The 21925-nt window shown below is 61.2% G+C and carries 16 protein-coding genes and 3 tRNA genes; 6 read left to right on the top strand and 13 right to left on the bottom strand.

The window, feature by feature from the left end:
• Positions 1 to 40: 40 nt before the first annotated feature.
• From Q1V51_RS05605 to Q1V51_RS05590, 4 genes are all read right to left on the bottom strand, one after another.
• Positions 41 to 117, bottom strand: a tRNA-Asp gene (locus Q1V51_RS05605).
• A 109-nt stretch (positions 118 to 226) separates the two neighbouring features.
• Positions 227 to 634: an ArsI/CadI family heavy metal resistance metalloenzyme gene (locus Q1V51_RS05600; RefSeq protein WP_300553985.1), complete on the bottom strand. Its 408-nt coding sequence runs from the start codon at positions 632 to 634 to the stop codon at positions 227 to 229.
• Positions 631 to 975: a metalloregulator ArsR/SmtB family transcription factor gene (locus Q1V51_RS05595; RefSeq protein WP_300553982.1), complete on the bottom strand. Its 345-nt coding sequence runs from the start codon at positions 973 to 975 to the stop codon at positions 631 to 633. The genes Q1V51_RS05600 and Q1V51_RS05595 overlap by 4 nt, the downstream gene beginning before the upstream one ends.
• Positions 976 to 1041: 66 nt before the next feature.
• Positions 1042 to 2259: an adenosylmethionine--8-amino-7-oxononanoate transaminase gene (locus Q1V51_RS05590; protein WP_366522713.1), complete on the bottom strand. Its 1218-nt coding sequence runs from the start codon at positions 2257 to 2259 to the stop codon at positions 1042 to 1044.
• 112 nt (positions 2260 to 2371) lie between these two features.
• On the opposite strand from Q1V51_RS05590, the gene bioF reads away from it, so the two are divergent.
• The 4 genes from bioF (at position 2372) to Q1V51_RS05570 (ending at position 7525) form a co-directional block, all read left to right on the top strand.
• Positions 2372 to 3550: an 8-amino-7-oxononanoate synthase gene (bioF, locus tag Q1V51_RS05585; RefSeq protein WP_300553978.1), complete on the top strand. Its 1179-nt coding sequence runs from the start codon at positions 2372 to 2374 to the stop codon at positions 3548 to 3550.
• Positions 3547 to 4209, top strand: a complete 663-nt coding sequence (bioD, locus tag Q1V51_RS05580) for a dethiobiotin synthase (RefSeq protein WP_300553975.1) — start codon at positions 3547 to 3549, stop codon at positions 4207 to 4209. Before bioF ends, bioD begins: the two co-directional genes overlap by 4 nt.
• Before the next feature lie 149 nt (positions 4210 to 4358).
• Positions 4359 to 6110, top strand: coding sequence for a DUF1800 domain-containing protein (locus tag Q1V51_RS05575; RefSeq protein WP_300553972.1), 1752 nt, complete (start codon positions 4359 to 4361; stop codon positions 6108 to 6110).
• An 11-nt stretch (positions 6111 to 6121) separates the two neighbouring features.
• Positions 6122 to 7525: a DUF1501 domain-containing protein gene (locus tag Q1V51_RS05570; RefSeq protein WP_300553970.1), complete on the top strand. Its 1404-nt coding sequence runs from the start codon at positions 6122 to 6124 to the stop codon at positions 7523 to 7525.
• Between the two features lie 111 nt (positions 7526 to 7636).
• Here the strand turns inward: Q1V51_RS05570 and Q1V51_RS05565 are convergent.
• The 7 genes from Q1V51_RS05565 to Q1V51_RS05535 all read right to left on the bottom strand — a co-directional run bounded on the left by Q1V51_RS05565 (position 7637) and on the right by Q1V51_RS05535 (position 16079).
• Positions 7637 to 7712 (bottom strand) — tRNA-Val (locus tag Q1V51_RS05565).
• 260 nt (positions 7713 to 7972) lie between these two features.
• On the bottom strand, positions 7973 to 9127 hold the full coding sequence (gene pheA, locus Q1V51_RS05560) for a prephenate dehydratase (RefSeq protein WP_300553968.1): 1155 nt from the start codon (positions 9125 to 9127) through the stop codon (positions 7973 to 7975).
• 248 nt (positions 9128 to 9375) lie between these two features.
• Entirely contained in the window at positions 9376 to 11778 is a 2403-nt protein-coding gene (lon, locus tag Q1V51_RS05555; RefSeq protein ID WP_300553965.1) for an endopeptidase La, read from the bottom strand.
• 143 nt (positions 11779 to 11921) lie between these two features.
• Positions 11922 to 13196, bottom strand: a complete 1275-nt coding sequence (clpX, locus tag Q1V51_RS05550; RefSeq protein WP_300553961.1) for an ATP-dependent Clp protease ATP-binding subunit ClpX — start codon at positions 13194 to 13196, stop codon at positions 11922 to 11924.
• Between the two features lie 176 nt (positions 13197 to 13372).
• Positions 13373 to 14005: an ATP-dependent Clp protease proteolytic subunit gene (locus tag Q1V51_RS05545; RefSeq protein ID WP_366522712.1), complete on the bottom strand. Its 633-nt coding sequence runs from the start codon at positions 14003 to 14005 to the stop codon at positions 13373 to 13375.
• Between the two features lie 190 nt (positions 14006 to 14195).
• Positions 14196 to 15740, bottom strand: coding sequence for a trigger factor (tig, locus tag Q1V51_RS05540; RefSeq protein ID WP_300553959.1), 1545 nt, complete (start codon positions 15738 to 15740; stop codon positions 14196 to 14198).
• A gap of 254 nt (positions 15741 to 15994) precedes the next feature.
• Positions 15995 to 16079: transfer RNA gene (locus Q1V51_RS05535), tRNA-Leu, on the bottom strand.
• 146 nt (positions 16080 to 16225) lie between these two features.
• On the opposite strand from Q1V51_RS05535, the gene Q1V51_RS05530 reads away from it, so the two are divergent.
• A complete protein-coding gene (locus Q1V51_RS05530; RefSeq protein ID WP_300553956.1) occupies positions 16226 to 17461 on the top strand; it encodes a hypothetical protein in 1236 nt (411 codons plus the stop codon).
• 57 nt (positions 17462 to 17518) lie between these two features.
• Positions 17519 to 18127 (top strand): methyltransferase domain-containing protein, encoded by a 609-nt coding sequence (locus Q1V51_RS05525; RefSeq protein ID WP_300553953.1) that lies wholly within the window; start codon positions 17519 to 17521, stop codon positions 18125 to 18127.
• Here the strand turns inward: Q1V51_RS05525 and Q1V51_RS05520 are convergent.
• Both Q1V51_RS05520 and Q1V51_RS05515 read right to left on the bottom strand, forming a co-directional pair.
• Positions 18124 to 19542, bottom strand: coding sequence for an MATE family efflux transporter (locus Q1V51_RS05520; RefSeq protein WP_300553950.1), 1419 nt, complete (start codon positions 19540 to 19542; stop codon positions 18124 to 18126). The genes Q1V51_RS05525 and Q1V51_RS05520 overlap by 4 nt on opposite strands.
• A gap of 99 nt (positions 19543 to 19641) precedes the next feature.
• Positions 19642 to 21858 carry an NADP-dependent malic enzyme gene (locus tag Q1V51_RS05515; RefSeq protein WP_300553948.1) on the bottom strand — a complete coding sequence of 739 codons (2217 nt, stop codon included), beginning with the start codon at positions 21856 to 21858 and terminating at the stop codon, positions 19642 to 19644.
• Positions 21859 to 21925: the final 67 nt, after the last annotated feature.

Here is a 21925-nt window from a genome sequence, read left to right as displayed (position 1 = left end):
ACGCACCACTTTCAAGTTCAACAGATTGTCTGGAAAAAAGTGGCGCGAGTGACGGGACTCGAACCCGCGACCTCCGGCGTGACAGGCCGGCGCTCTAACCAACTGAGCTACACCCGCAATGGTGCTCGCCGAAGCGAGGTGGGTTGTTTATGCGCGCCGCCGCGGTGGGTCAAGCGGCTAATCGCACGCAATGCAGGTCTTCTGCAGATGGATTGCAGATGACGCCCTATTCGGCCTGTTCCTGAAGCAGATCGGGCGAACGCCCATACGCTTCCGTCTGGTGGTGCGTATGGAAGGCCTCCCACGCCACGCCGTCCGGATCCATGGTCCAGCTCTTCTCGGATTTGGCGTAGCAGCAGGTGGTCACCCCTTCCGGCAAATAAGGGGCTTCGGCCTGTTTCATGCGGTCAAAGACCTCGCCGAGCTCCTCCGCGCTTTCGGTCTGGATGCCCGCATGGGTAAAGCCCGGCTTCCCACCATTGGCTTCGATAACAAAATTCATGCGCGGATCTTCAAGCAGCCACTTGGCATAACCCTCGCGGACGACACTCGGCTTGGCTCCGAACAGGTTCTCATAGAAGGCAATGGAGCGCTCCAGATCGGCGACGTTGAAGCTGACATGCAGGCGTTTCATGAGACATTCTCCTGGGCAGGTGGGATTGAGACAGGCAGTCCCCGACAACAATCTTCGAGTAAAAAACCGGCGAGCTCGCGCAAGGTGGTCAGGCTGGCACGGTAGCGTATCGAGCGCCCTTTCCGCTTGCCGGTCACCAGGCCGGCCTGGGACAATTCCTTGAGATAAAATGACAGGGTTGGCGCAGGCACATTGAGGAGTGCAGCGATCTCGCCGGGTGTAAGCCCTGCCGTGTCCGGGTCCGGGTCCGGAGCCTCGGCGGTCACCAGCAGGCGAAAAACATCGAGGCGACGATCATGCGCCAGGGCGCCAAGCGCCTGTATGGCTGAATTCTTTTTCATAATTTCAATATAATGAAATCACTTTCTGGTACAAGGTCCATTTTCAATATTTTGAAAATAAAGTGATCAGAAGTGCCGTTCAGCCCAGCTGCGGGTCACGTCGACCGTCGAGCGGATCAAGCGTTCAAGATCATCCGCCGTAATGATGAAAGGCGGCATCAGATAGATGATATTGCCGAACGGGCGGACCCATACACCGGAGTCCACAAAACAGGCTTTTAGCCCGTCCAGATCCGGCAATCCGCGCATCTCGATCACACCGATCGCACCCTGCCAGCGCACATCAACAACACCGGAAACACCCCGGGCATGGGGCAGAAGGCGTGCAAAAGCATCCTCAATTTGCGCCACCTGCTCCAGGCGTGGCTCGGTCTCGAACAGGTCCAGCGAGGCATTGGCAGCCGCGCAGGCTGCCGGATTGCCCATATAGGTCGGCCCATGCATCAGCGCCGCCCCGGCATCATCGGACCAGAAATCATTGAACAGCCGGGACGAGGCGATCGCTGCAGCGAGGGGCAGCGTCCCTCCGGTCAGTGCCTTGGAGACCGTCATGATATCAGGAACAACGCCCGCCTTCTCACAAGCGAACATCGTTCCCAGGCGACCGAAACCGGTCATGATTTCGTCGAGGATCAGGGGCAGGCCATGCTTGTCACACAAGGCCCGCAGGCGCTTCAGCGTTTCCGGGCTGTGAAAGCGCATGCCCCCCGCGCCCTGCACCAGCGGCTCGGTTACTACACCGGCCAGGGATGCGCCATGCTTCGTCATGAGCGTATCCAGCGCCTCAGTCGCCTCATCATCAACCGGCAGTTCGGCAATGATCTGGCGCTGCAGGCCGCCGGCAAAAAGCGCGTGCATCCCCTCTTCCGGATCGCAGACCGACATCGTTGCGAGCGTGTCGCCGTGATATCCGCCCTTGAAGGCCAGGAACTGGGTCCGCCCGCTTACACCGCGATTGATCCAGGACTGCATGGCGATCTTCATGGCGATCTCGACCGAAACCGATCCCGATTCACAGAAGAAGACGTGGTTGAGATCCCCAGGCGTAAGCGCCGCCAGACGCGCAGCCAGGCGCTCGGCCGGGGCGTGGGTCAAACCGCCCAGCATGACATGAGGAACCTCATCGAGCTGCGCCTTGACCGCATCGATTATGTGCGGATGACGATAGCCGTGGCACACAGTCCACCAGGACGAAACGCCGTCGATCAGTTCCCGCCCATCCTCCAGCTTGATACGTACGCCTTCGGCGCTGGCAACCGGTAGACCGGCGGGCGTCGTCTTCATCTGCGTATAGGGACGCCAGACATGATGCTGCGCAGGATCGAACGGATAGTCTTGTGTGTTTTGAGGCATGTGCGGGCTTTAGCAGCCGCCCGGAGTATGCGACAGGGCTTGCATGAGCTCGAACACCTCCTCTCTGGAAGAATTTGCAGCACGCAAGCTGTCCGGCCTGGAGCGGCGCCATTTACGGCGGCGCCTGGTTCAGTCCGAAAACCGCCCCGGTATGGTCATCCACCGGGATGGCCGCGAGCTGGTAAACTTCTGTTCCAATGACTATCTGGGCATGACGCACGACCCGTCCGTCATCGCGGCATCGCAGGCCGCAACCCAGCGCTATGGCGCAGGCTCCGGGGCCTCTCGCCTTGTCACCGGTGGTCACCCGCTCCTGTTCGAGCTGGAGCAACGCCTGGCTGCATTCAAGGGCACGGAAGACTGTATCATCTTCGGCTCGGGCTATCTGGCCAATCTCGCCATCACGCCGGCCCTGGCCGGCCCGGGGGACCTGGTCCTCGTCGACGAACTGGCTCATGCCTGCCTGCACTCCGGCGCCAAGCTGTCCGGTGCTGAGGTCATCGTCTTTCGCCACAATGACCTCGCCGACCTTGAAGTCCGTCTTGCAACAGCGCGTGCGGGTGCAAGGCACGCCATGATTCTGACCGATGGCGTGTTTTCGATGGATGGCGACCTCGCCCCGGTCCCGGGTCTGATTGAGCTGGCCGAGCGGTTCGACGCCTGGCTGCTTGTCGATGACGCCCATGGCCTCGGCGTGGTCGCGCAGGGGCGCGGTACCGCGCATGCGTTTTCGCCGCCGGCCCGTGCGCATCTGCAAATGGGCACGCTTTCGAAGTCGCTGGGCAGCTATGGCGGCTATCTGTGCGCGAGCCGAACTGTGTGCGAGCTTTTGCGGACGCGGGCTCGACCTCTGGTTTTTACCACCGCGCTGCCACCGGCGACGATCGCCGCGGCATTGGCCGCGCTTGAGCTTGTTGAAACCAGTCCGGAACGCTGCGGGCGCCCGGTCGAGCTGGCCCGCCGCTTTGCCCACCAGTGCGGGCTTGCGGAACCGGCATCGCCTATCGTCCCGGTGATCATCGGTGATGAGGCCGAGGCGCTGGCGGCGTCGCAATCCCTGCAGTCCGCCGGTTTCCTGGTCACCGCCATTCGCCCGCCAACCGTGCCGCGGGGCACAGCGCGCTTGCGGATCACCTTCTCTGCCACACATCAGGACAGCGACGTCGATGCCCTCGCCCGCACGGTTGCGCCGATGCTGCACACCCTGGAGGCCGCATCATGATCCGACGTCCGATTTTCTTCACAGCGACCGGGACCGATATCGGCAAGACCCACATTCTTTGCGCGTTGCTGAAGGCGCAACGGGCCCGCGGTCAGACCGCCAAGGTCCTCAAACCGGTCCTGTCGGGCTTTGACGCCGCGGCGCTTGAAACCACCGACACCGTTCGCCTGCTTCAGGCCAACAAACAGGAGCTGTCGATAGAGACCATCGACGCCATCACTCCCTGGCGCTTCAAACCGGCCCTATCACCGGACATGGCGGCCCGGCGCAGCGGCCAATCGCTGAGCGTGACCGCCATAGCAGACTGGTGCATTGAGGCCATCGCCCGGGACCGGCCGACCCTGATCGAGGGGGCTGGCGGGGTCATGTCGCCGATTGCGGAGGACGGTCTCAATCTTGATCTCATCCGTGAAGTGGACGCCCACCCGGTACTGATCGCGGGCGGCTATCTCGGGGCGATCTCGCATACACTGACGGCCCTACGAGTGCTCGATGGCCGAGCCAGTATCATTCTGAATCCATGGGGCGAAACACCAGTACCCATCGAGGAAACGCGCGACGCCATCCAGCGCTTTGCGCCACGGGCCCGGGTCATTATTTTCAACGCCGAACAACCGCACGAGCTGCTCAGCGTTATCGATGGCAACAATTCGGATTAAATCCCGATCAAATCCCCGGTAACAGAATCAACGCCTCTTCACCGTGTCGCCACAATCGCGACGGAATCTGCCTTAATCCGTCGTACCTGATGGTGTGAGAAGTTTCGCGGGTGGGCCAAGACGTCCTCTCGCGCGTGTGAGAGAGCCGTATGATGATCCACTCCAGTCTGCGCCCCGTTCTGAAAACTGCGCTTTTGGCGCTGACCCTTACCCTCGCCGCTTGCGGCGGTGGTGGCGGCAGCGGCGGCTCTGGCTCGAGCGGTGGCGGCACGCCGCCACCGCCCCCTCCACCTCCCCCGCCGTCGGGTCAGGAGTACAACGCAGCCTCGAAATTTCTGAATCAGGCGACATTCGGGCCAACTTATACCGAGATCGAGGACCTGGTTTACGGGTCGCAATCGCTCTGGCTGCGCAACCAGTTCGACATTCCCCCGACGCTGCATGTCGATGACCTGATCGCGGCCGGGGTGGCCAATGACTTCGAGAGTTTCCGGGCCGCATCCGACAGTTACTGGGCGGCGATGATCAGTGGCGACGATCAGCTGCGCCAGCGCATGGTCTATGCCCTGTCGCAAATCCTGGTGATTTCCGAGGGCCAGACCTCCGTTCTCGCCGGCCTGCCGCTGACCACCGCACACTATATGGACATCCTCTCGCGCAACGCCTTCGGCAATTATCGCGACCTGCTCGAAGAGGTGACCTATTCGCCGGCCATGGCCGCCTATCTGACCTATCTCTACAACGCGAAGGGCGACATGGAGACGGGGCGCGTCCCGGACGAGAATTATGCCCGAGAAATCATGCAGCTCTTCACCATCGGCCTGGTCGAACTGAGGATGGATGGCAGTGTGGTAACCGACGGTCAGGGCCAGCCGATCGAAACCTACGACAACACCGACGTCACCGGTCTGGCGCGGGTTTTCACCGGCCTCGGCCTCAACGGCCCGAATTTCTGGCCCGGCGACACCGCCCCCGATGCGACCTATACACCGCTGGAGATTTTCGAGTTCTTCCATTCCGATCTGGAAAAGAGCTTTCTCGGCACCACCATCCCCGCCGGGACCCGCGCCAGCGCCAGCATTGATACGGCGCTCGACACCCTCTTCAATCACCCCAATCTCGCGCCCTTCCTGAGCCGCCAGCTGATCCAGCGTTTCACCACCAGCGCCCCCTCGCCGGCCTATATCAACCGCGTCGCCAATGTGTTCGAATCCGGCAGCTATCGCCTGCCTGACGGTACGGTTGTCGGAGAAGGCCAGCGCGGAGACCTGGCGGCGACACTGGCAGCCATCCTGATGGACAGCGAGGCGCGCCAGGACCCGGCGACCTCGCCCAATGACTGGGGCAAGGTGCGCGAACCGGTGTTGCGCTTCACCCATTGGGCCCGGGCGTTCGGCATTGATGGCACCCAGGCCTGGCGCGAGGATTTTCTCTGGGATACGTCCAGTTTCGGAACGCTGGGCCAGCACCCGTTCCGCGCGCCTTCAGTCTTCAACTTCTATCGTCCGGGCTATGTCGCGCCGGGTACCGAGACCGGCGCTGCCGGCCTGACCGCGCCGGAGTTGCAGATCGTCAATGAGGCCAGCGTCATTGGCTTCGCCAACTTCATCAGTGTCTTCATCACCGGGGAAACCTGGGGCGACAACCGCACCGATACGCTCGGCTTCCACGCCGATTACACGGCGGAACTCGATATCGCCGATGACCCGGACGCCTTGCTCGACCGCCTCGACAGGATCTTCACCTACGGCACGCTGACAACCGCAACGCGCGAGCGCATGCGGGAGATTATCGCCGGCGTTCCAATCGACGCCCAGTCGCCTGCTGAAGGCCGCCTCGGCCGCGTTCAGATCGGCGTGCTGATGATCCTCACCGCCCCCGAATACACCGTGCTGCGCTAGGGAGACCCATCATGTCATTATCTCGCAGACATTTCCTCGCTCGCGCTGGCGCCATGGGCATGCTCGGGGCCTCCGGCCTTAGCTCCAGTCTGATTTCCATGCCGGCCCTCGCTGCCGACACGACAGGCTATAAGGCCATTGTGTGCCTCTTCCTGTTCGGCGGTATGGACAGCTATGACGCGGTCCTTCCCTACGACCAAACCTCCTATGACGCGTTCGCGGCGATCCGCCCCTCCCTGCTCAACCAGTACGCCAGCAATGGCGCTGCGCGTGACCCGTCAACGCTCCTGCGCCTCAATCCGGACAATGCGGGCGATCTCGGCGGGCGCCAATTCGCCCTGCCGCCGGAAATGCCGGGCCTACACGCAGCCTTCGAGAGCGGTAATGCCGCGATCATGGCCAATGTCGGTCCCTTGCTGGAACCGACCACACGCTCGGCCATTGAGGCCGATACGGCCCGCCTGCCGCGCCAGCTGTTCTCCCACAATGACCAGCAATCGACCTGGATGGCTTCGGCGCCGGAAGGTGCACAGTTTGGCTGGGGCGGACGTTTCGCTGACCTCGCTTTGACCTCCAATGCCAATAGCAATCCGCTGTTCACGGCGATGAGCGCCCAAGGCAACACCGTCTGGCTGTCCGGCGAGCAGGCTCAACAATATCAGCTTTCCCCGGATGGGCCGCCGGAACTCTTGGCGCTGCAATACCCGCCGTTTTTCGGCGTCACCCAGGTGGAAGCCAGTGCCGCCCTGGAAGCGCATTTCCGCAATCAGGGTGTCTCCTCCAGCAATCTGTTCGAGCGTGACGTGACCAATGCGATGCGCCGGGCCCTCGACAGCAACGCGCAATACGCCGAGGCCCGCGAACAGGTCACGCCGATCACGACCCAATTCCCGCGCGGCAGCTTGGGGGACCAGCTCCGGGCCATTGCCGAGTCGATCTCGCTGCGCGGCGTCCTCGGCGCCTCCCGCCAGGTCTATTTTGCGGCCACTGGCGGGTTTGATACGCACTCGGCCCAGGCGACCGATATGCCCGGACTCCAGGGCCGGCTTGATGCAGCCATCACCGCCTTCACCGCAGCCATGGCGGAGATCGGGGCCAGTAATGACGTCACCCTGTTCACCGCATCCGATTTCGGCCGCACGCTTTCAATCAATGGCGATGGCACCGATCATGGCTGGGGCGCCCACCAATTCGTCATCGGCGGCGCCGTAAACGGCCGCCGAATTTATGGTCAGATGCCGGAATATGAGCTGGGTCACGAGCAGGAAATCGGCAATGGCCGCCTGATCCCGACGACGTCAGTAGAACAGTTCGCCGCCCCGCTTGGCCGCTGGTTCGGATTGAGTGAGAGCGAGCTCAATCTCGCGCTTCCAGGCCTGAGCAATTTCTCTGGCTCAGGACCGGGCGTGGTCTGATAAGGAACCGGAGCAGTGGTTGCCCACCTAGGCTAAAACTTCGGTGGACACCTCTTCGCTCCGAGTGCGCGCTTCGTGTGGCTTGCCACGCGTAGCCCGCAGGGCGAAGGGTGGTGGGCGGTGACGGGCTCGAACCGCCGACCCTCTCGGTGTAAACGAGATGCTCTCCCAACTGAGCTAACCGCCCGGATAGTCCGGAGGGGCGTTCTAAGCGGCTTGCCCGGCCGGGGCAAGCCTTGATGCAGCAATTGCTCTCGCCCTCGCCCATGATCCCGCACAAAAGCGCCAACGATCATCTCGATCTGTCTCAGCGTATCGGCCGCGGGGTCGGCCTGGAGGCTGTTGAGCAGGGTTTGCACGACGATGCCGTAGACGCTCGCCCTTGCCATGCGGTCGCTGTCACTCCCGTTGATGCCGGCCCAGTCAGGACGGCCTTCTTCAAATGCCCTATTCCGCCGCACTCACGGCATCGATCGCGTCGGCGACATAGCAACCCAGCTGCCGGATCTCGCGCGTGTGCGATTCAAGCACCTTGAGCGCATCGCGCACCGCCTGGTCCTCGATATGCCCCTCCACATCCATGATGAAGCGTTCTTCCCAGAGATTGCCCGGGATCGGGCGGCTCTCCAGCTTGACCAGATTGACGCCGCCATCGCGGAAACCGGTGAGCGCGTCAACGAGCGCGCCCGGCGTATCGCGGGTGGTGAACATGAGCGAGGTCTTGCACTCCACTTCCCGCGTCGGGTTGCGGCTTTCGCGGGCGATGACGATGAAACGGGTAATATTTTGCTCGTGATCCCCCACGCCTTGTTCCAGCACGTCAAATCCGAACAGGCGAGCCGCATCCGCTCCGGCAATCACGCCCGCCGTGTCATCATCTTCCAGCAAGCGTTCCAGCGCCCGCGTCGAACTGGCGGCCATATGGGTCTCGATTTCCGGATGTGAGGCCAGCCAGCTGCGCGACTGCGCCAGCGCCTGCGGGTGGCCATAAACGCGGGTAATGCGGCCAAGGCCGCTGGAGCGGCCAATGAGGCAGTGATCGACGCGGAGCAGGAACTCTCCGACGATGTTGCAGCGCCCGCCGAGCAAGAGGTCGTAAACCTCGCTGATCGAACCGGTCGTGGTATTCTCGATCGGGACCACGCCATAATCCACCTCACCGCTCTCTACCGCGCGGAAGACCGAAATGAAATCGCGCTTGGGAGCCGGAACAACGCTGGCATTGCGGCGCTCGAAAATGCGCTGAGCGGCGATATGGCTGTAACTGCCCGGCCCACCGAGATAAGCGACATTGGACTCGTGCAATTCCTCGTCGCGCAAACTGTCGAAACGCGTGCGCTGGCGCTGGATTGAAGCCTCGAACAGCGCCTTGAACAGCATCTCGATCAGATCCGGCTCGACGCCTTGCGCCCGCCCCCGCTCGATAGCCTCGCTCAGGACGGCCTTCTCGCGCTCACGATCGCGCACAGGCAGGCCCTGACGCGCCTTGGCCTCCAGGATTTGCTCAACCAGATCGGCCCGCTTGGCAATGGTGTCGATCAAGGTGCGATCGAGCTCGGAAATCGCTGCCCGGATCTCGTCGCGCTTCTGTGTCTCGGTCATTCTCTTTCCTCAAAAGAAAAGGACCTCCCCGTTTGGGGAGGTCCTAGAAACTTGCTGCTTGTCGCACGTAACCGGTCACCGCTCCCCAAGGGATGCGTTGCTAAAATAACCGAAAAAGTAATTCGTGCGGTAAGTCATGCAGAGAGCTTGGCGGTGCTGTTGCGCCGCGTCAATCCCCACAGGGTTAACCCCGACAAATTAATTGCCGGGGCCGGACCGTTGTCAGATTGTGTTGCGCAAGGGCCGCGCTAGTGAGCAACCGGTGTACCTGTGGCGTCATTACCCGGGGTACCCAGGGCGGCCAGAGCCGCCTCATCGGCCTCGGTCCATTCAACCGGTTCGACAGGCTCCACAAGCGCCCGCGTCAGAACCTCGTCTGCCGTCTCGACCGGAACAATCTCCAGACCTTCCTTTACATTGTCCGGAATTTCCTCGAGATCCTTCTCATTGTCTTTCGGGATCAGGACGGTTTTCACGCCGCCACGCAGGGCTGCGAGAAGCTTCTCCTTGAGACCACCGATCGGCAGGACGCGGCCGCGCAGGGTGATCTCGCCGGTCATGGCGATATCCTTGCGGACCGGCACGCCGGTCAGAACCGAGACGATCGCCGTCATCATGCCGATACCGGCAGACGGGCCATCCTTCGGCGTGGCGCCTTCTGGGACGTGGACGTGAATGTCGGTCGCCCGGAAGACCGTCGGCTTGACGCCCAGCGATGGCGCACGCGACTGGACGAAGGAATTCGCCGCAGAGATGGATTCCTTCATCACATCGCGCAGATTTCCGGTGACCTTCATCTGCCCCTTGCCCGGCATGCGCACGGCTTCGATGGTGAGCAGATCGCCACCCACTTCGGTCCAGGCCAAACCGGTGACCAAACCGACCTGATCGGAACTTTCCGTTTCGCCGAAGCGTAATTTGCGGATGCCGGCGAAGTCCTTGAGATTGTCCGGTGTAATCTCGATCGAGGCCTGCTCGCCGCTTTCAATCTTGCGTACCGACTTGCGGGCGAGATTGGCGACTTCCCGCTCCAGGCTCCGCACCCCGGCTTCGCGGGTGTAATAGCGGATCAAATCGCGCAAACCATGCTCGGTCAGCTGCCACTCGGTCTCCTTGAGCGAATGATTTTTCATCTGCTTGGGGATCAGGTGGCGCTTGGCAATCTCGACCTTCTCATCTTCCGTGTAGCCGGCGATACGGATGATTTCCATCCGGTCGAGAAGCGGCTGCGGCAGGTTGAGCGTGTTCGCGGTTGTGACGAACATGATGTCGGACAGATCGTAATCGACCTCGAGATAGTGGTCGTTGAACGTCCCGTTCTGTTCTGGATCGAGCACCTCCAGCAGAGCCGAGGCCGGATCACCGCGATAATCGGCGCCGAGCTTGTCGATCTCATCGAGCAGGAAGAGCGGATTGGCCGAGTTCGTCTTCTTCATCGACTGGATGATGCGGCCCGGCATGGAGCCGATATAGGTGCGGCGGTGACCGCGAATCTCGGCTTCATCGCGAACGCCGCCCAGCGACATTCGGACGAAATCACGGCCCGTCGCCTTGGCGATTGACCGGCCCAGAGAGGTCTTGCCGACGCCCGGAGGACCGACAAGGCACAGGATCGGACCTTTCAGCTTGCGCGTACGAGCCTGCACTGCGAGATGCTCGAGGATGCGTTCCTTGACCTTGTCGAGGCCATAATGATCCGCTTCCAGCGTGTCTTCAGCGCGCTTGAGGTCATTCTTGAGACGTTTGCGCTTGCCCCAGGGCAGGGCCAGGATCCAGTCGAGATAATTCCGAACGACCGTGGCTTCCGCCGACATCGGGCTCATCTGGCGCAGCTTCTTGAACTCCGCCTCGGCCTTGGTTCGGGCTTCCTTGGACAGCTTGGCTTCAGCGAGGCGCTCTTCAAGCTCAGCGAGCTCTTCACGCCCGTCATCGCCTTCACCCAGCTCACGCTGGATCGCCTTCATCTGCTCGTTGAGATAATACTCGCGCTGCGTCTTCTCCATCTGGCGCTTCACGCGCGAGCGGATCTTCTTCTCGACCTGCAGCACGCCGATCTCGCCTTCCATCAGGCCGAGCACACGCTCGAGGCGACGGGCGACATCGCCCTCTTCCAGCAGCGACTGCTTTTCATCGATCTTGACCGCGAGATGCGCCGAAATCGTATCAGCGAGCTTGCCCGGCTCGGTGATTTGCTCGAGCGAGGCCAGGGCCTCCGGCGGCACTTTCTTGTTTAGCTTGACGTAATCATCGAACTTGGCCGCGACCGAGCGCATCAGGGCTTCATGCTCGCTATCGTCAGCGCTGTCATCACCGACCGGCTCACAAGCGGCCTGATAGTAGACCTCATTGTCGACATAACCGGTGATGGAGACGCGCGTGCCGCCTTCGACCAGCACTTTGACTGTGCCGTCAGGAAGTTTGAGCAATTGCAGGACGGAGGCGATCACACCGGTGGTGTGAATATCGTCCGGTTGCGGCTCGTCATCGGACGCATTCTTCTGGGTGGCGAGCAGGATCTGCTTGTCCGCCTTCATCACCTCTTCAAGCGCTTTCACGGATTTTTCGCGGCCGACAAACAGCGGCACGATCATGTGCGGAAAAACGACGATATCGCGCAGAGGTAAGAGCGGAAGCGTCTTGGTCGTGGACATAATCTCTCCTATCGCGCCGAGCTATTCGAACACGACAGCCCTGCCAGACAGGGTGACGCGATTCGAGCGCTGGCTGCGTTCGTAAACTATGACAGTTTGGGACTGCCGTTCACCCTAACAGGTGGAAGCAGGACCGGCCGAGTTCAAGCCCCCTCGGCCTTGTCGTCCTTGCGTTCTGCATAAATGTGCAGCGGTTTGGCATTGCCCTCAACGACTTCAGCGTTGACGACGATTTCCTCGACGCCTTCCAGGCTGGGCAGATCGAACATGGTTTCGAGCAGAATGCCCTCCATGATCGAGCGCAGACCACGTGCACCGGTCTTGCGTTCAATAGCTCGCTTGGCCACGGCCTTGAGCGCGTCCTCGGTGAAGGTGAGCCCGACGCCCTCCATTTCGAACAGACGCTGATACTGCTTGACCAGAGCATTTTTCGGCTCGGTCAGGATCTTGATCAGGGCGTCTTCGTCGAGATCTTCCAGGGTCGCAATCACCGGCAGACGGCCGATGAATTCAGGGATCAGGCCGAAACGGTTGAGATCATCCGGCTCAACTTCGCGCAGGATTTCACCGGTCCGGCGCTCATCAACCTCGCGCACATCAGCACCGAAGCCGATCGCCGCGCCCTTGCCGCGCTTGGCAATGACCTTGTCCAGTCCCGCGAAAGCGCCACCAACGACGAACAGGATATTGGTCGTATCGACCTGCAGGAATTCTTGCTGCGGATGCTTGCGGCCACCCTGCGGCGGAACCGCGGCAACCGTGCCTTCCATGATCTTCAGCAGCGCCTGCTGCACGCCCTCACCCGAGACGTCCCGGGTAATGGACGGGTTGTCGGACTTGCGGGAGATCTTGTCGATCTCGTCGATATAGACGATGCCACGCTGGGCCCGCTCGACATTGTAATCGGCAGACTGGAGCAGTTTCAGGACAATGTTCTCCACATCCTCACCGACATAACCGGCTTCGGTCAGGGTCGTCGCATCGGCCATGGTAAAGGGCACATCAAGGATGCGCGCCAGCGTCTGGGCCAGCAGCGTCTTACCGCAACCGGTCGGACCGATAAGCAGGATGTTGGACTTAGCCAGCTCGACATCCGCATTCTGGGTCGAGTGGTTGAGGCGCTTGTAGTGGTTGTGCACGGCGACGGCCAGCACGCGCTTGGCGTGGCCCTGGCCAATCACGTAATCGTTCAGGATATCGAAGATTTCCTGCGGCGCCGGAACGGAACCCTTGGACTTCACCAGCGAGGATTTGCTCTCCTCGCGAATGATGTCCATGCACAGCTCGACGCATTCGTCGCAGATGAAGACGGTCGGTCCCGCAATTAGCTTGCGGACCTCGTGCTGGCTCTTGCCGCAGAACGAACAGTAAAGCGTGTTCTTGCTTTCGCCTTCGCCGCCGCTGGTCGTCTTACTCATATCCGCTCCAATTCAACCGCGAGCACCACTAGGACCTCCCCTGGTCCGGCAGTCACCCGCTTATATGTTCGACCCCTGTAAGATCGCGGTCGAACTTTAGCGAAAGGTTTCCATCCGCAAACATTCGACCATAGTGTTACAGCTGGGATCAAGCATGATCCGCGCCAGAACAGGGTCTAGTCAGCGGATTTCTCGTCCGCCGTCCGGTGTTTGTCGATGACCTGATCGATCAGGCCGAAGTCTTTTGCCGCCTCTGCCGACATGAAATTATCGCGGTCCAGGGCGGATTCAATCTCTTCGTATTTGCGGCCGGTATGGGTCACATAAACCTCGTTGAGGCGCCGCTTGGTCTCGATGATATCCCTGGCGTGACGTTCGATATCGGACGCCTGGCCACGGAAACCGCCGGATGGCTGGTGCACCATGATGCGCGCATTCGGCGTCGCGAAACGCTGGCCCGGTTCACCGGCCGTGAGCAGCAGCGAACCCATGGATGCGGCCATGCCGATGCAGATCGTCGACACCGGGCAGGAGATGTATTGCATGGTGTCGTAAATCGCCATGCCCGCCGTGACGACACCGCCCGGCGAGTTGATGTACATGGAGATTTCTTTCTTCGGGTTTTCCGCTTCCAGGAACAGAAGCTGCGCCACAATGGAACGCGCCATATAGTCCTCGACCGGGCCGGTCAGGAAGATGATGCGCTCGCCCAGCATCCGGGAATAGATGTCGACTGCCCGTTCGCCGCGTCCGGTCTGCTCGACGACATAGATCGGCAATTCCATCATCGTTTCCTGGGGGTCTCTCATCTTATGCTCCTTGGGTGCTCGCCACCGGACGGCGCGAGTCGTGTTCTAGGCGTTGCGAGAACTATCGCGGTGGTCGCGATCACTGGCAAGGCACGGCTTACAGCTGTCGCAAACCGTTCATGCACCCGGAATCAAAACGCCGGCCCCTAGATAGGCGCCGGCGCTTGAGGTTTCAATTCAGGACTGAACGCTAGTCGGCTTTCTTGGCCGGGGCCTTTTTCTTAGCCGGAGCCTTCTTTTTCGCCGGTGCCTTCTTCTCGGCAGCTGCATCGTCCTTCTTGGCCGCAGCCTTTTTCGCCGGAGCTTTCTTGGCCGGAGCCTTCGCCTCAGCGGCTTTCTTGGCCGGAGCTTTTTTCTTGGCCGGAGCCTTCTTCTTCGGCTTTTCTGCCACCTCTTCCTCGTCGTCCGAGAAGAGCGCTTCGCGCGAAACGGTGACATCGGTCACATCGGCAAGCTCGAGGATGTAGTCGACGACCTTTTCCTCATAGATCGGAGCGCGCAGCTGCGCGACGGCACCCGGATTCTTTTGGTAGAACTCGACCACCTGACGCTCCTGACCCGGATAGCGCATCGCTTCCTGGTTGATCGCTCGGGACAGTTCTTCTTGCGTCACATCGACATTATTGCGACGGCCGACCTCGGCGAGAACAAGGCCCAGACGCACACGGCGCTCGGCAATCTCGCGATACTCGTCCTTGAGCTGGTCTTCCGGCTTGTCCTTGTCTTCGTCTTCCAGATGACCGTGCTCGATCGCATGGGAGACTTCACGCCAGATGTTTTCGAACTCCGCTTCCACCATTTTCGGCGGCAGATCGAAGCTGTGCAGCTTGTCGAGCTCGTCAAGCACGGCGCGCTTCACCTTCATACGGGATTGCTGCGTGTGCTCGCTGGCGAGGTTCTTGGAGATCGTGTCCTTCAGCGTGTCCAGACCGTCGAGACCGAAACGCTTGGCCAGCTCATCATCAACAGACGGCTCGTCCGGGCTTTCCACGCCCTTCACGGTCACTTCGAACACGGCGTCCTTACCAGCCAGCTGCGCCGCCTGGTAGTTCTCCGGGAAAGTCACGTTGAGCTCGCGCTCTTCGCCAGTCTTGGCACCGACCAGCTGCTCCTCGAAGCCCGGAATGAAAGCGCCGTCACCAATGGCAACACGGCTGTCTTCCGCCGAACCGCCCTCAAAGGCCTCGCCGTCAATCTTGCCGACGAAGTCGATGACCACGACATCACCCTCAGCTGCCTTGGCGTTCTTGCCGCCTTTCTTGGCCGAATAGGTGCGGTTCTTTTCCGCCAGATCCATGAGTGCTGCATCAAGCTGCGCATCTTCAACATCGGCGACCGGGCGCTCGACCTTGAGCTGGGCCGGATCGGCCGGCTCGAAGTCCGGCATGATTTCAAGGCTGATCTCGAAAGTGAAATCGCTACCGCCCTTGGCCACGTCCTTGGCTTCGGTCTTAACCTCGATTTCCGGCTGGGAAGCCGGGCGGATATTGCGCTCGTCGAGGGCCTTCTGGGTCGTCTCCGGGACCAGTTCATTGAGCAGATCGCCCATGATGGACTCACCGAACATCTTGCGGATGTGGTTGGCCGGCACCTTGCCCGGGCGGAAGCCCTTGAGGCGTACTTCGGGACGGATTTCTTCGATTTTCGCATCCAGGCGAGCTTGCAGATCGTCGGCGGCAAACACGACTTCGAAAGTGCGGCTCAAGCCTTCAGATGCTTTCTCGATGACGTTCATGGGTTGGACCTTGGTGTTCTGACTGGTGCGGACGAGCCGCATTGAAATTCGAGCGCGCGTTATGTCACGCCGATTCACGGTGTGCAACGCTGTGGAGCGGTTGGGAGGCAGATGGGGTGGAAAACAGAGCCATTTCCCGTGCAAGAGCGCTTGTTCTCCGAGGCCTTCGGGGTCGCAAGCGCGACTGCAGGTCGGGCAGCCAGGCCGCCCCATCGGAGGCGGCGGCAAAGCGAACCGCCATGATATCGAAGAATTGGTGCGGATGGAGGGACTCGAACCCCCACGCCTCTCGGCACCAGAACCTAAATCTGGCGCGTCTACCAGTTCCGCCACATCCGCATGTGACCGCCCGCATGGCGGGCCGGGCCGCGGGTGATGCCATGGCTTATCGGCCGACGCAAGCTCTACAAACCCATCGTTATCCGATCTTAACCCTGACGTGATTAGGTCTGCGTCGAGTACGGGAAATAGCAAACGGGAAACCGATGGGCGTGGATATTAAGACGGTGCTCAAAGCAGCGCTGGCAGGCAAGACGAAAGTCGATATCGGGCAGTTCCAGATGCTCAATGTCGATGAAATCAAGGCAGCCGCCGGCGAAAACTGGCCGAAACTGCGCCAGCGCGTCGTGGATACGGCAACGCACTTCATCCAGAAACGCCTGTCCACCAAGCATGTCACCCTCGCCTGCGCCGACGGGTTCCTGATCGTCTTCGCTGACGAGATTGAAAACCCCAAGGAAGATATCGCGGAAATCCGCGAAGCCCTGATCGAGTTTTTCCTTGGCTCGCCGGATCTGCCCAATCTGCAACTTGTCACCAAAACGCTCGCTGTTAGCCCGGAAGAACTCGTAACACTGGCTGGGCCGGCCAAGTCCAAACCGCCTCAGCCGCGCCCTGTTGCCAAGGTCAAAGCCCAGCCGGACCAGCCTGCGCGCAAAATCCCGCCGCCGGACCGCAAGCCGGAGCCGGTCGCTCCGGGGCACAAAACGACCTTTCTGCCGATCTGGGACGGGCAATCCCAATCGGTGGCCGCCAATCTCTGCATTGCCAAGGTACAGGTTGAAGGCCGCTGGATTGACGGCCGCCGGGCACTCCAAACGCAGATGGCCGACACCGATCACCTGACGCTGGACATCACGGCCGCGTCACAGGCGGTACAGAATTTCACCCTGGCCATGCGCAAGAAGCGCAAGGTTGCCATGGCGATTTCACTGCACGAGACAACCCTGCTCGACCCGGCCGCACGCGACACCTTCCTGGACTGTTTCAGTGCCCTGCCCGAACCTGTGCGCAAGGCGTTCTGGCTGCGTCTGGAAAGTGCCGATCTCAACGCGGCTGATACGGCGCGCGCAGTCGAACCACTGCAATCGCTAGGCTATCAGATTCTGGTGGAACGCCGTTTTGGTGACTACGACTTCTCGGCTTTCCAGGAACTCGATGTGGCGCAGTTCGCCTGCCGGGCCTTGAAGCCGGCCAACGCGGAAACTGAAGGCATGCTGGATCAGGATACGACGGCGCTCAACGCCGTTGTCGGAGCCGCACGCGATCGCTTCGCGACCACATTCATGGATGAGATTCGCGACCTGAAGACTCTGAAACAAGCCATGGCGTGCGGCGTGCGCTATATGTCGGGGCCGGGCCTTCTTCCGGAAGCCGGTGCCCCCATGCCATGCCGGACGCTGGGCATTGTTGACCTTTGCCGCATGGCCCGCGCGGCCTGACCGCGCTTATTGCCGGAACCGGCCTGTCCGCCTATCCCTTATGCAAAAGGGGTGAGTATGAGCGAGACACCAGAACGCAGCGCCATGGATTGGGAGCAACGCTTCCGCGACGATGACACGCCCTGGGAGCGCGGCCAGACGCACCCGTTTCTCCAGCACTGTATCGATAGTGGCGAAATCGGCCCCGGGAAGAGCGTCATCATCCCCGGCTGCGGACGCTGCCCGGAAGTTGCGATCATCGCCCGTCACGCCACCCATACAATCGCGGCAGATCTGTCAGAGACGGCGATCGCCTGGCAGGGCAAGCAGCTGCAATTAGAGCGTCTCGACGCCGAACTTATCGTCGGCGATATCCTAGAGTGGCGGCCGGAGGCGCCGATTGATGCGGTCTATGAACAGACCTTCCTGTGCGCCATTCCACCCCGTCTGCGCATTGAATACGAACAGGCGATGCATGCCTGGCTCAAGCCCGGCGGCAAACTGCTCGCCCTGTTCATGCAGAAGGAAGAACGCGGAGGACCACCCTATGGCTGCTCGCTTGAGGCCATGCATGAGCTGTTTCCCGAGGAGCGCTGGATCTGGCCGCCCGACTCCACTTTTGCGCCCTACCCGCACCCGCATTTAAACGACAAGGCGGAGCTGGCCGGCTTCCTGACCCGCCGCTAGGCCGGTTCTTCGTCGGCTTGCTGAGCGTTGGCACGCCGGGCCTTGCCATGCTTGGCCGTCATGGGCGCCTTGGTCAAAACGAAGAGCACCGTGACCAGACCTGAGACCAGATTGGCCGCTGCAATCCCCAGGATAACGCCCATCGGCGCCCCCACGACCATCGCCCCGACAATGACAGCCGGAACCATCAAGCCAAGCGCGCGGCCGGCCGTGATGACCATGCCATGGCCCGGCCGCCCGAGCCCGTTGAAGCCAGCGCTGGCGGCAATCGTGATGCCGTATCCGGCAACAGTGAGCGGGACGATATGCCAGTAATCAATGGCGACAGCCCGACCTTCTTCAGACGGCAGGAAGGCGGTCGCGAGCAAGGGCGCACAGAGCCAGAGCAGAACCGCCATGGCGAGGCTCCAGCCGGCCGCGAACAGGAAGCTGGAGCGGAAGGCTTCGCGCACACGCGCTAGATCAGCGGCTCCGCCATTCTGACCGGTGACCGCACCGATCGATGCGGACAGTGCAAATAACGGAACGATGGCAAAGGCTTCGATCCGGCCCGCCACGCCAAGCCCGCCGACGGCGGCATCCCCGAACCGGGCCATGGCCACACCGCTCATGGCCACGGTCATGGCGAACGGATTGAAGATATTGGAAATGCAGGCGGGAATGCCCACCCGGGCGATATCGGCCCAGTGGTGCCAGACCTCGCCGAAACCGGGCCAGGAAAAGTCGATCAGCTTTTCCTTAAAGACCATGTAGGCCCCGACCATCAAAAAGGTCACGCCATTGGCCGCGACGGTCGCCAAGGCAGCCCCGGACACCCCCCAGCCCAGGCCTGGAAACAGCCCGAAAACATCGTCGAGAATAAAGATCGGGTCGAGGATGAGATTGACTACGGCCGCAGCGATCATCATCAGGCTCGGAATGATGGCATTGCCCAGCGCCCGCAGGATATTGCTCGCCACCATCGGCCCCACGATCAGCACAATGCCGGCAAACCAAACCGTCATGTAGGACACGACATGCGGCATCATCGTGTCGCTGGCACCGAGCGCGCGGAAAATGTCTTCCACAAACACTATGCCGAGCAGTGAGACTGAGCCGACCGCAATAAAGGAAAGGCTCAGCGCGTCTGTCGCCATGCGCGGGATCGAGGTTCCATCCTTGCGCCCGGCGGCGCGGGAGACCGCTGAGACTGCTCCGGCACCGAGACCGATCGAGACGCTCATCACCAGCATGGTGACGGGGAAGCTCATCTGGACCGCCGCCTGTTGCGCCGTTCCGAGCGTTCCTACCCAATAGGTATCGACAATGCCGACCAGCATCATCGCCAGGATACCGAAACTCATCGGTATCAGCATGCGCAGGATATGGCCGAAGACCGGCCCCTGCGTCAAATCACGAGCCGCGCGTCCGGCCATATGCTCATCCTTCCCAAGACGAGCCCCCTAGATAGGGCCTCCCCATCCGCGGCGCACCCCATCGTGCACAGCGATCACGCGAATATGACTTATACGCGCTCAGGCCTCGACCGTGTTGAGATCATAGGCGGCGATGCCGGCGAGATTGACGATGTCTGTCACGGATGCGCCGAGCCGGGCGATCTGTACCGGTTTTTCCAGTCCGACCAGCATCGGCCCGATCACGGTAGCACCGCCCGCCGATTTGAGCAGGCGAAGGGCGATCGAGGCTGAATGAATGGCCGGCATGACGAGGACATTGGCCGGCCGCGTCAAACGCGAGAACGGGTAAAGATCGTGGTGATCCGGGCTCAGGGCGATATCGGCCGCCATCTCGCCCTCATATTCGAAATCCACATCCAGCCTGTCGAGAATACGTACCGCCTCCTGGATTTTCTCGGTCCGCTCGCCGGGCGGATTGCCGAAACTGGAATAGGACAGGAAGGCCAGATGCGGCGTGATGCGCAGGCGTTTGGCGGCCTGTGCCGTCGCGATAGCAATCTCGGCCAAGCCTTCGGCATCGGGGAATTCGCTGATCGAAACATCGCCGAACAGCAAGGTCCGGTCCTGGCCGATGGCCGCCGCTATACCCACCGCGCGGCTGCCCTCTGCCGGTTCGAGAACAAGCGTGACATCCTTCATCACCACATTGGAGTGGCGGGTGACGCCGGTGACCATGCCATCGGCATGACCCATTTTCAGCATACAGGCGGAGAAGATATTCCGGTCGTTATTGACGCGGCGCTGCACATCCCGGCGCAGGAAACCGCGGCGTTGCAGTTTCTCGTAAAGGAAGTCGGCATACTCGGCATTGTGCTCCGAGAGCCGTGCATTGCATATCTCCAGCGCATCGTCCGGCAGGCCGACCGCGCGCATGTTGGCCCGCGCGATATCTTCCCGGGCAATCAGGACCGCCTGACCCAGCCCCTGATTCTGGAAGGCATAGGCGGCACGGATAACGCTCGGCTCTTCGCCTTCGGCAAACACAATCCGCTTCTGGGTTTTGCGAATGGAGGCAGTGATACGTTGCTGGATCGAGGCTGACGGGTTCGAGCGACGCTCGAGCTCTCTGCGATAAGCCTCGAAGTCTTCAATAGATTTCCGGGCCACGCCGGTCTTGACCGCCGCTTCGGCAACATTGGGCGGGATATAGTGAATCAGACGCGGATCAAACGGGGTCGGGATGATGTAGTCGCGGCCATATTGCAGCCGGTCCCCACCATAGGCCTCGGCCACCTCGTCGGGCACATCCTCGCGCGCCAGGGCCGCCAGGGCCTGGGCCGCCGCAATCTTCATCTCTTCATTGATAGTGCGTGCCCGAACGTCGAGGGCACCGCGGAAGATATAGGGAAAGCCGAGGACGTTATTGACCTGGTTGGGATAATCAGAGCGCCCGGTAGCCATGATCGCATCATCACGCACCTTGGCCACCTCTTCCGGCGTGATCTCCGGGGTCGGATTGGCCATGGCGAAAATGATCGGATTGGGCGCCAACCGGGATACGATTTCCGGCGTAAAGGCGCCTGCGGCCGACAGCCCAAGCAGGCAATCCGCCCCCTCAGCCGCTTCGAGCAGGGTGCGCTTGTCGGTCTCGATGGCGTGGCTGGCCAGACGCCCATGATCGCCCTCACGCCCCCTGTACACTACACCGTCAATATCCACGACCGTTGTGTTCTCGTCTTTCACGCCCATCGACTTGATCAGCTCGATCACAGACAGTCCGGCTGCACCGGCGCCGCAGAGGACGACTTTCAGGTCCTCGAATTTGCGCCCGGTGAGATGGCAGGCATTGATCAGACCGGCTGCCGCAATAATCGCAGTCCCATGCTGGTCGTCATGGAAGACAGGAATATCGAGCAATTCGCGCAGGCGTGTCTCGATCTCGAAGCATTCCGGCGCCTTGATGTCTTCCAGATTGATGCCGCCGAAACTATTGCCGAAGCCCTGCACGCATTCGATGAACCGGTCCGGATCGGTGTACTCGACCTCAACATCAAACGCGTCCAGATCGGCAAAACGCTTGAACAGGACCGCCTTGCCTTCCATTACCGGCTTTGATGCCGCAGCCCCCAGATTACCCAGACCGAGGATAGCGGTGCCATTGGATACGACGGCGACCATATTGCCCTTGGAGGTATAGTCATAAACGCTGTCCGGGTCCGCAGCGATAGCGCGCACCGGCGCCGCAACGCCCGGAGAGTAGGCCAGAGCAAGGTCGCGCTGGGTCGCCATCGGCTTGGTCGCCGCAAGGCCGATCTTGCCGGGTTGTGGACGCATGTGAAAGCGCAGCGCTTCCACATCAAGCTGACTAGGATTTGGGTCGGTCGAATCGGGGGGCATCGAG

The organism is Maricaulis sp. (genome assembly GCF_030149235.1).
Classification (GTDB): Bacteria; Pseudomonadota; Alphaproteobacteria; order Caulobacterales; family Maricaulaceae; genus Maricaulis.
This window is presented reverse-complemented; position numbering and strand designations above follow the sequence as displayed.

Excerpts from the sequence above, each read along its gene's own strand:
- Q1V51_RS05600 (WP_300553985.1), bottom strand. The coding sequence starts at position 634 with ATGAAACGCCTGCATGTCAGCTTCAACGTCGCCGATCTGGAGCGCTCC.
- Q1V51_RS05595 (WP_300553982.1), bottom strand. The coding sequence starts at position 975 with ATGAAAAAGAATTCAGCCATACAGGCGCTTGGCGCCCTGGCGCATGAT.
- Q1V51_RS05590 (WP_366522713.1), bottom strand. The coding sequence starts at position 2,259 with ATGAAGACGACGCCCGCCGGTCTACCGGTTGCCAGCGCCGAAGGCGTA.
- bioF (WP_300553978.1), top strand. The coding sequence starts at position 2,372 with ATGAGCTCGAACACCTCCTCTCTGGAAGAATTTGCAGCACGCAAGCTG.
- bioD (WP_300553975.1), top strand. The coding sequence starts at position 3,547 with ATGATCCGACGTCCGATTTTCTTCACAGCGACCGGGACCGATATCGGC.
- Q1V51_RS05575 (WP_300553972.1), top strand. The coding sequence starts at position 4,359 with ATGATGATCCACTCCAGTCTGCGCCCCGTTCTGAAAACTGCGCTTTTG.
- Q1V51_RS05570 (WP_300553970.1), top strand. The coding sequence starts at position 6,122 with ATGTCATTATCTCGCAGACATTTCCTCGCTCGCGCTGGCGCCATGGGC.
- pheA (WP_300553968.1), bottom strand. The coding sequence starts at position 9,127 with ATGACCGAGACACAGAAGCGCGACGAGATCCGGGCAGCGATTTCCGAG.
- lon (WP_300553965.1), bottom strand. The coding sequence starts at position 11,778 with ATGTCCACGACCAAGACGCTTCCGCTCTTACCTCTGCGCGATATCGTC.
- clpX (WP_300553961.1), bottom strand. The coding sequence starts at position 13,196 with ATGAGTAAGACGACCAGCGGCGGCGAAGGCGAAAGCAAGAACACGCTT.
- Q1V51_RS05545 (WP_366522712.1), bottom strand. The coding sequence starts at position 14,005 with ATGAGAGACCCCCAGGAAACGATGATGGAATTGCCGATCTATGTCGTC.
- tig (WP_300553959.1), bottom strand. The coding sequence starts at position 15,740 with ATGAACGTCATCGAGAAAGCATCTGAAGGCTTGAGCCGCACTTTCGAA.
- Q1V51_RS05530 (WP_300553956.1), top strand. The coding sequence starts at position 16,226 with ATGGGCGTGGATATTAAGACGGTGCTCAAAGCAGCGCTGGCAGGCAAG.
- Q1V51_RS05525 (WP_300553953.1), top strand. The coding sequence starts at position 17,519 with ATGAGCGAGACACCAGAACGCAGCGCCATGGATTGGGAGCAACGCTTC.
- Q1V51_RS05520 (WP_300553950.1), bottom strand. The coding sequence starts at position 19,542 with ATGGCCGGACGCGCGGCTCGTGATTTGACGCAGGGGCCGGTCTTCGGC.
- Q1V51_RS05515 (WP_300553948.1), bottom strand. The coding sequence starts at position 21,858 with ATGCGTCCACAACCCGGCAAGATCGGCCTTGCGGCGACCAAGCCGATG.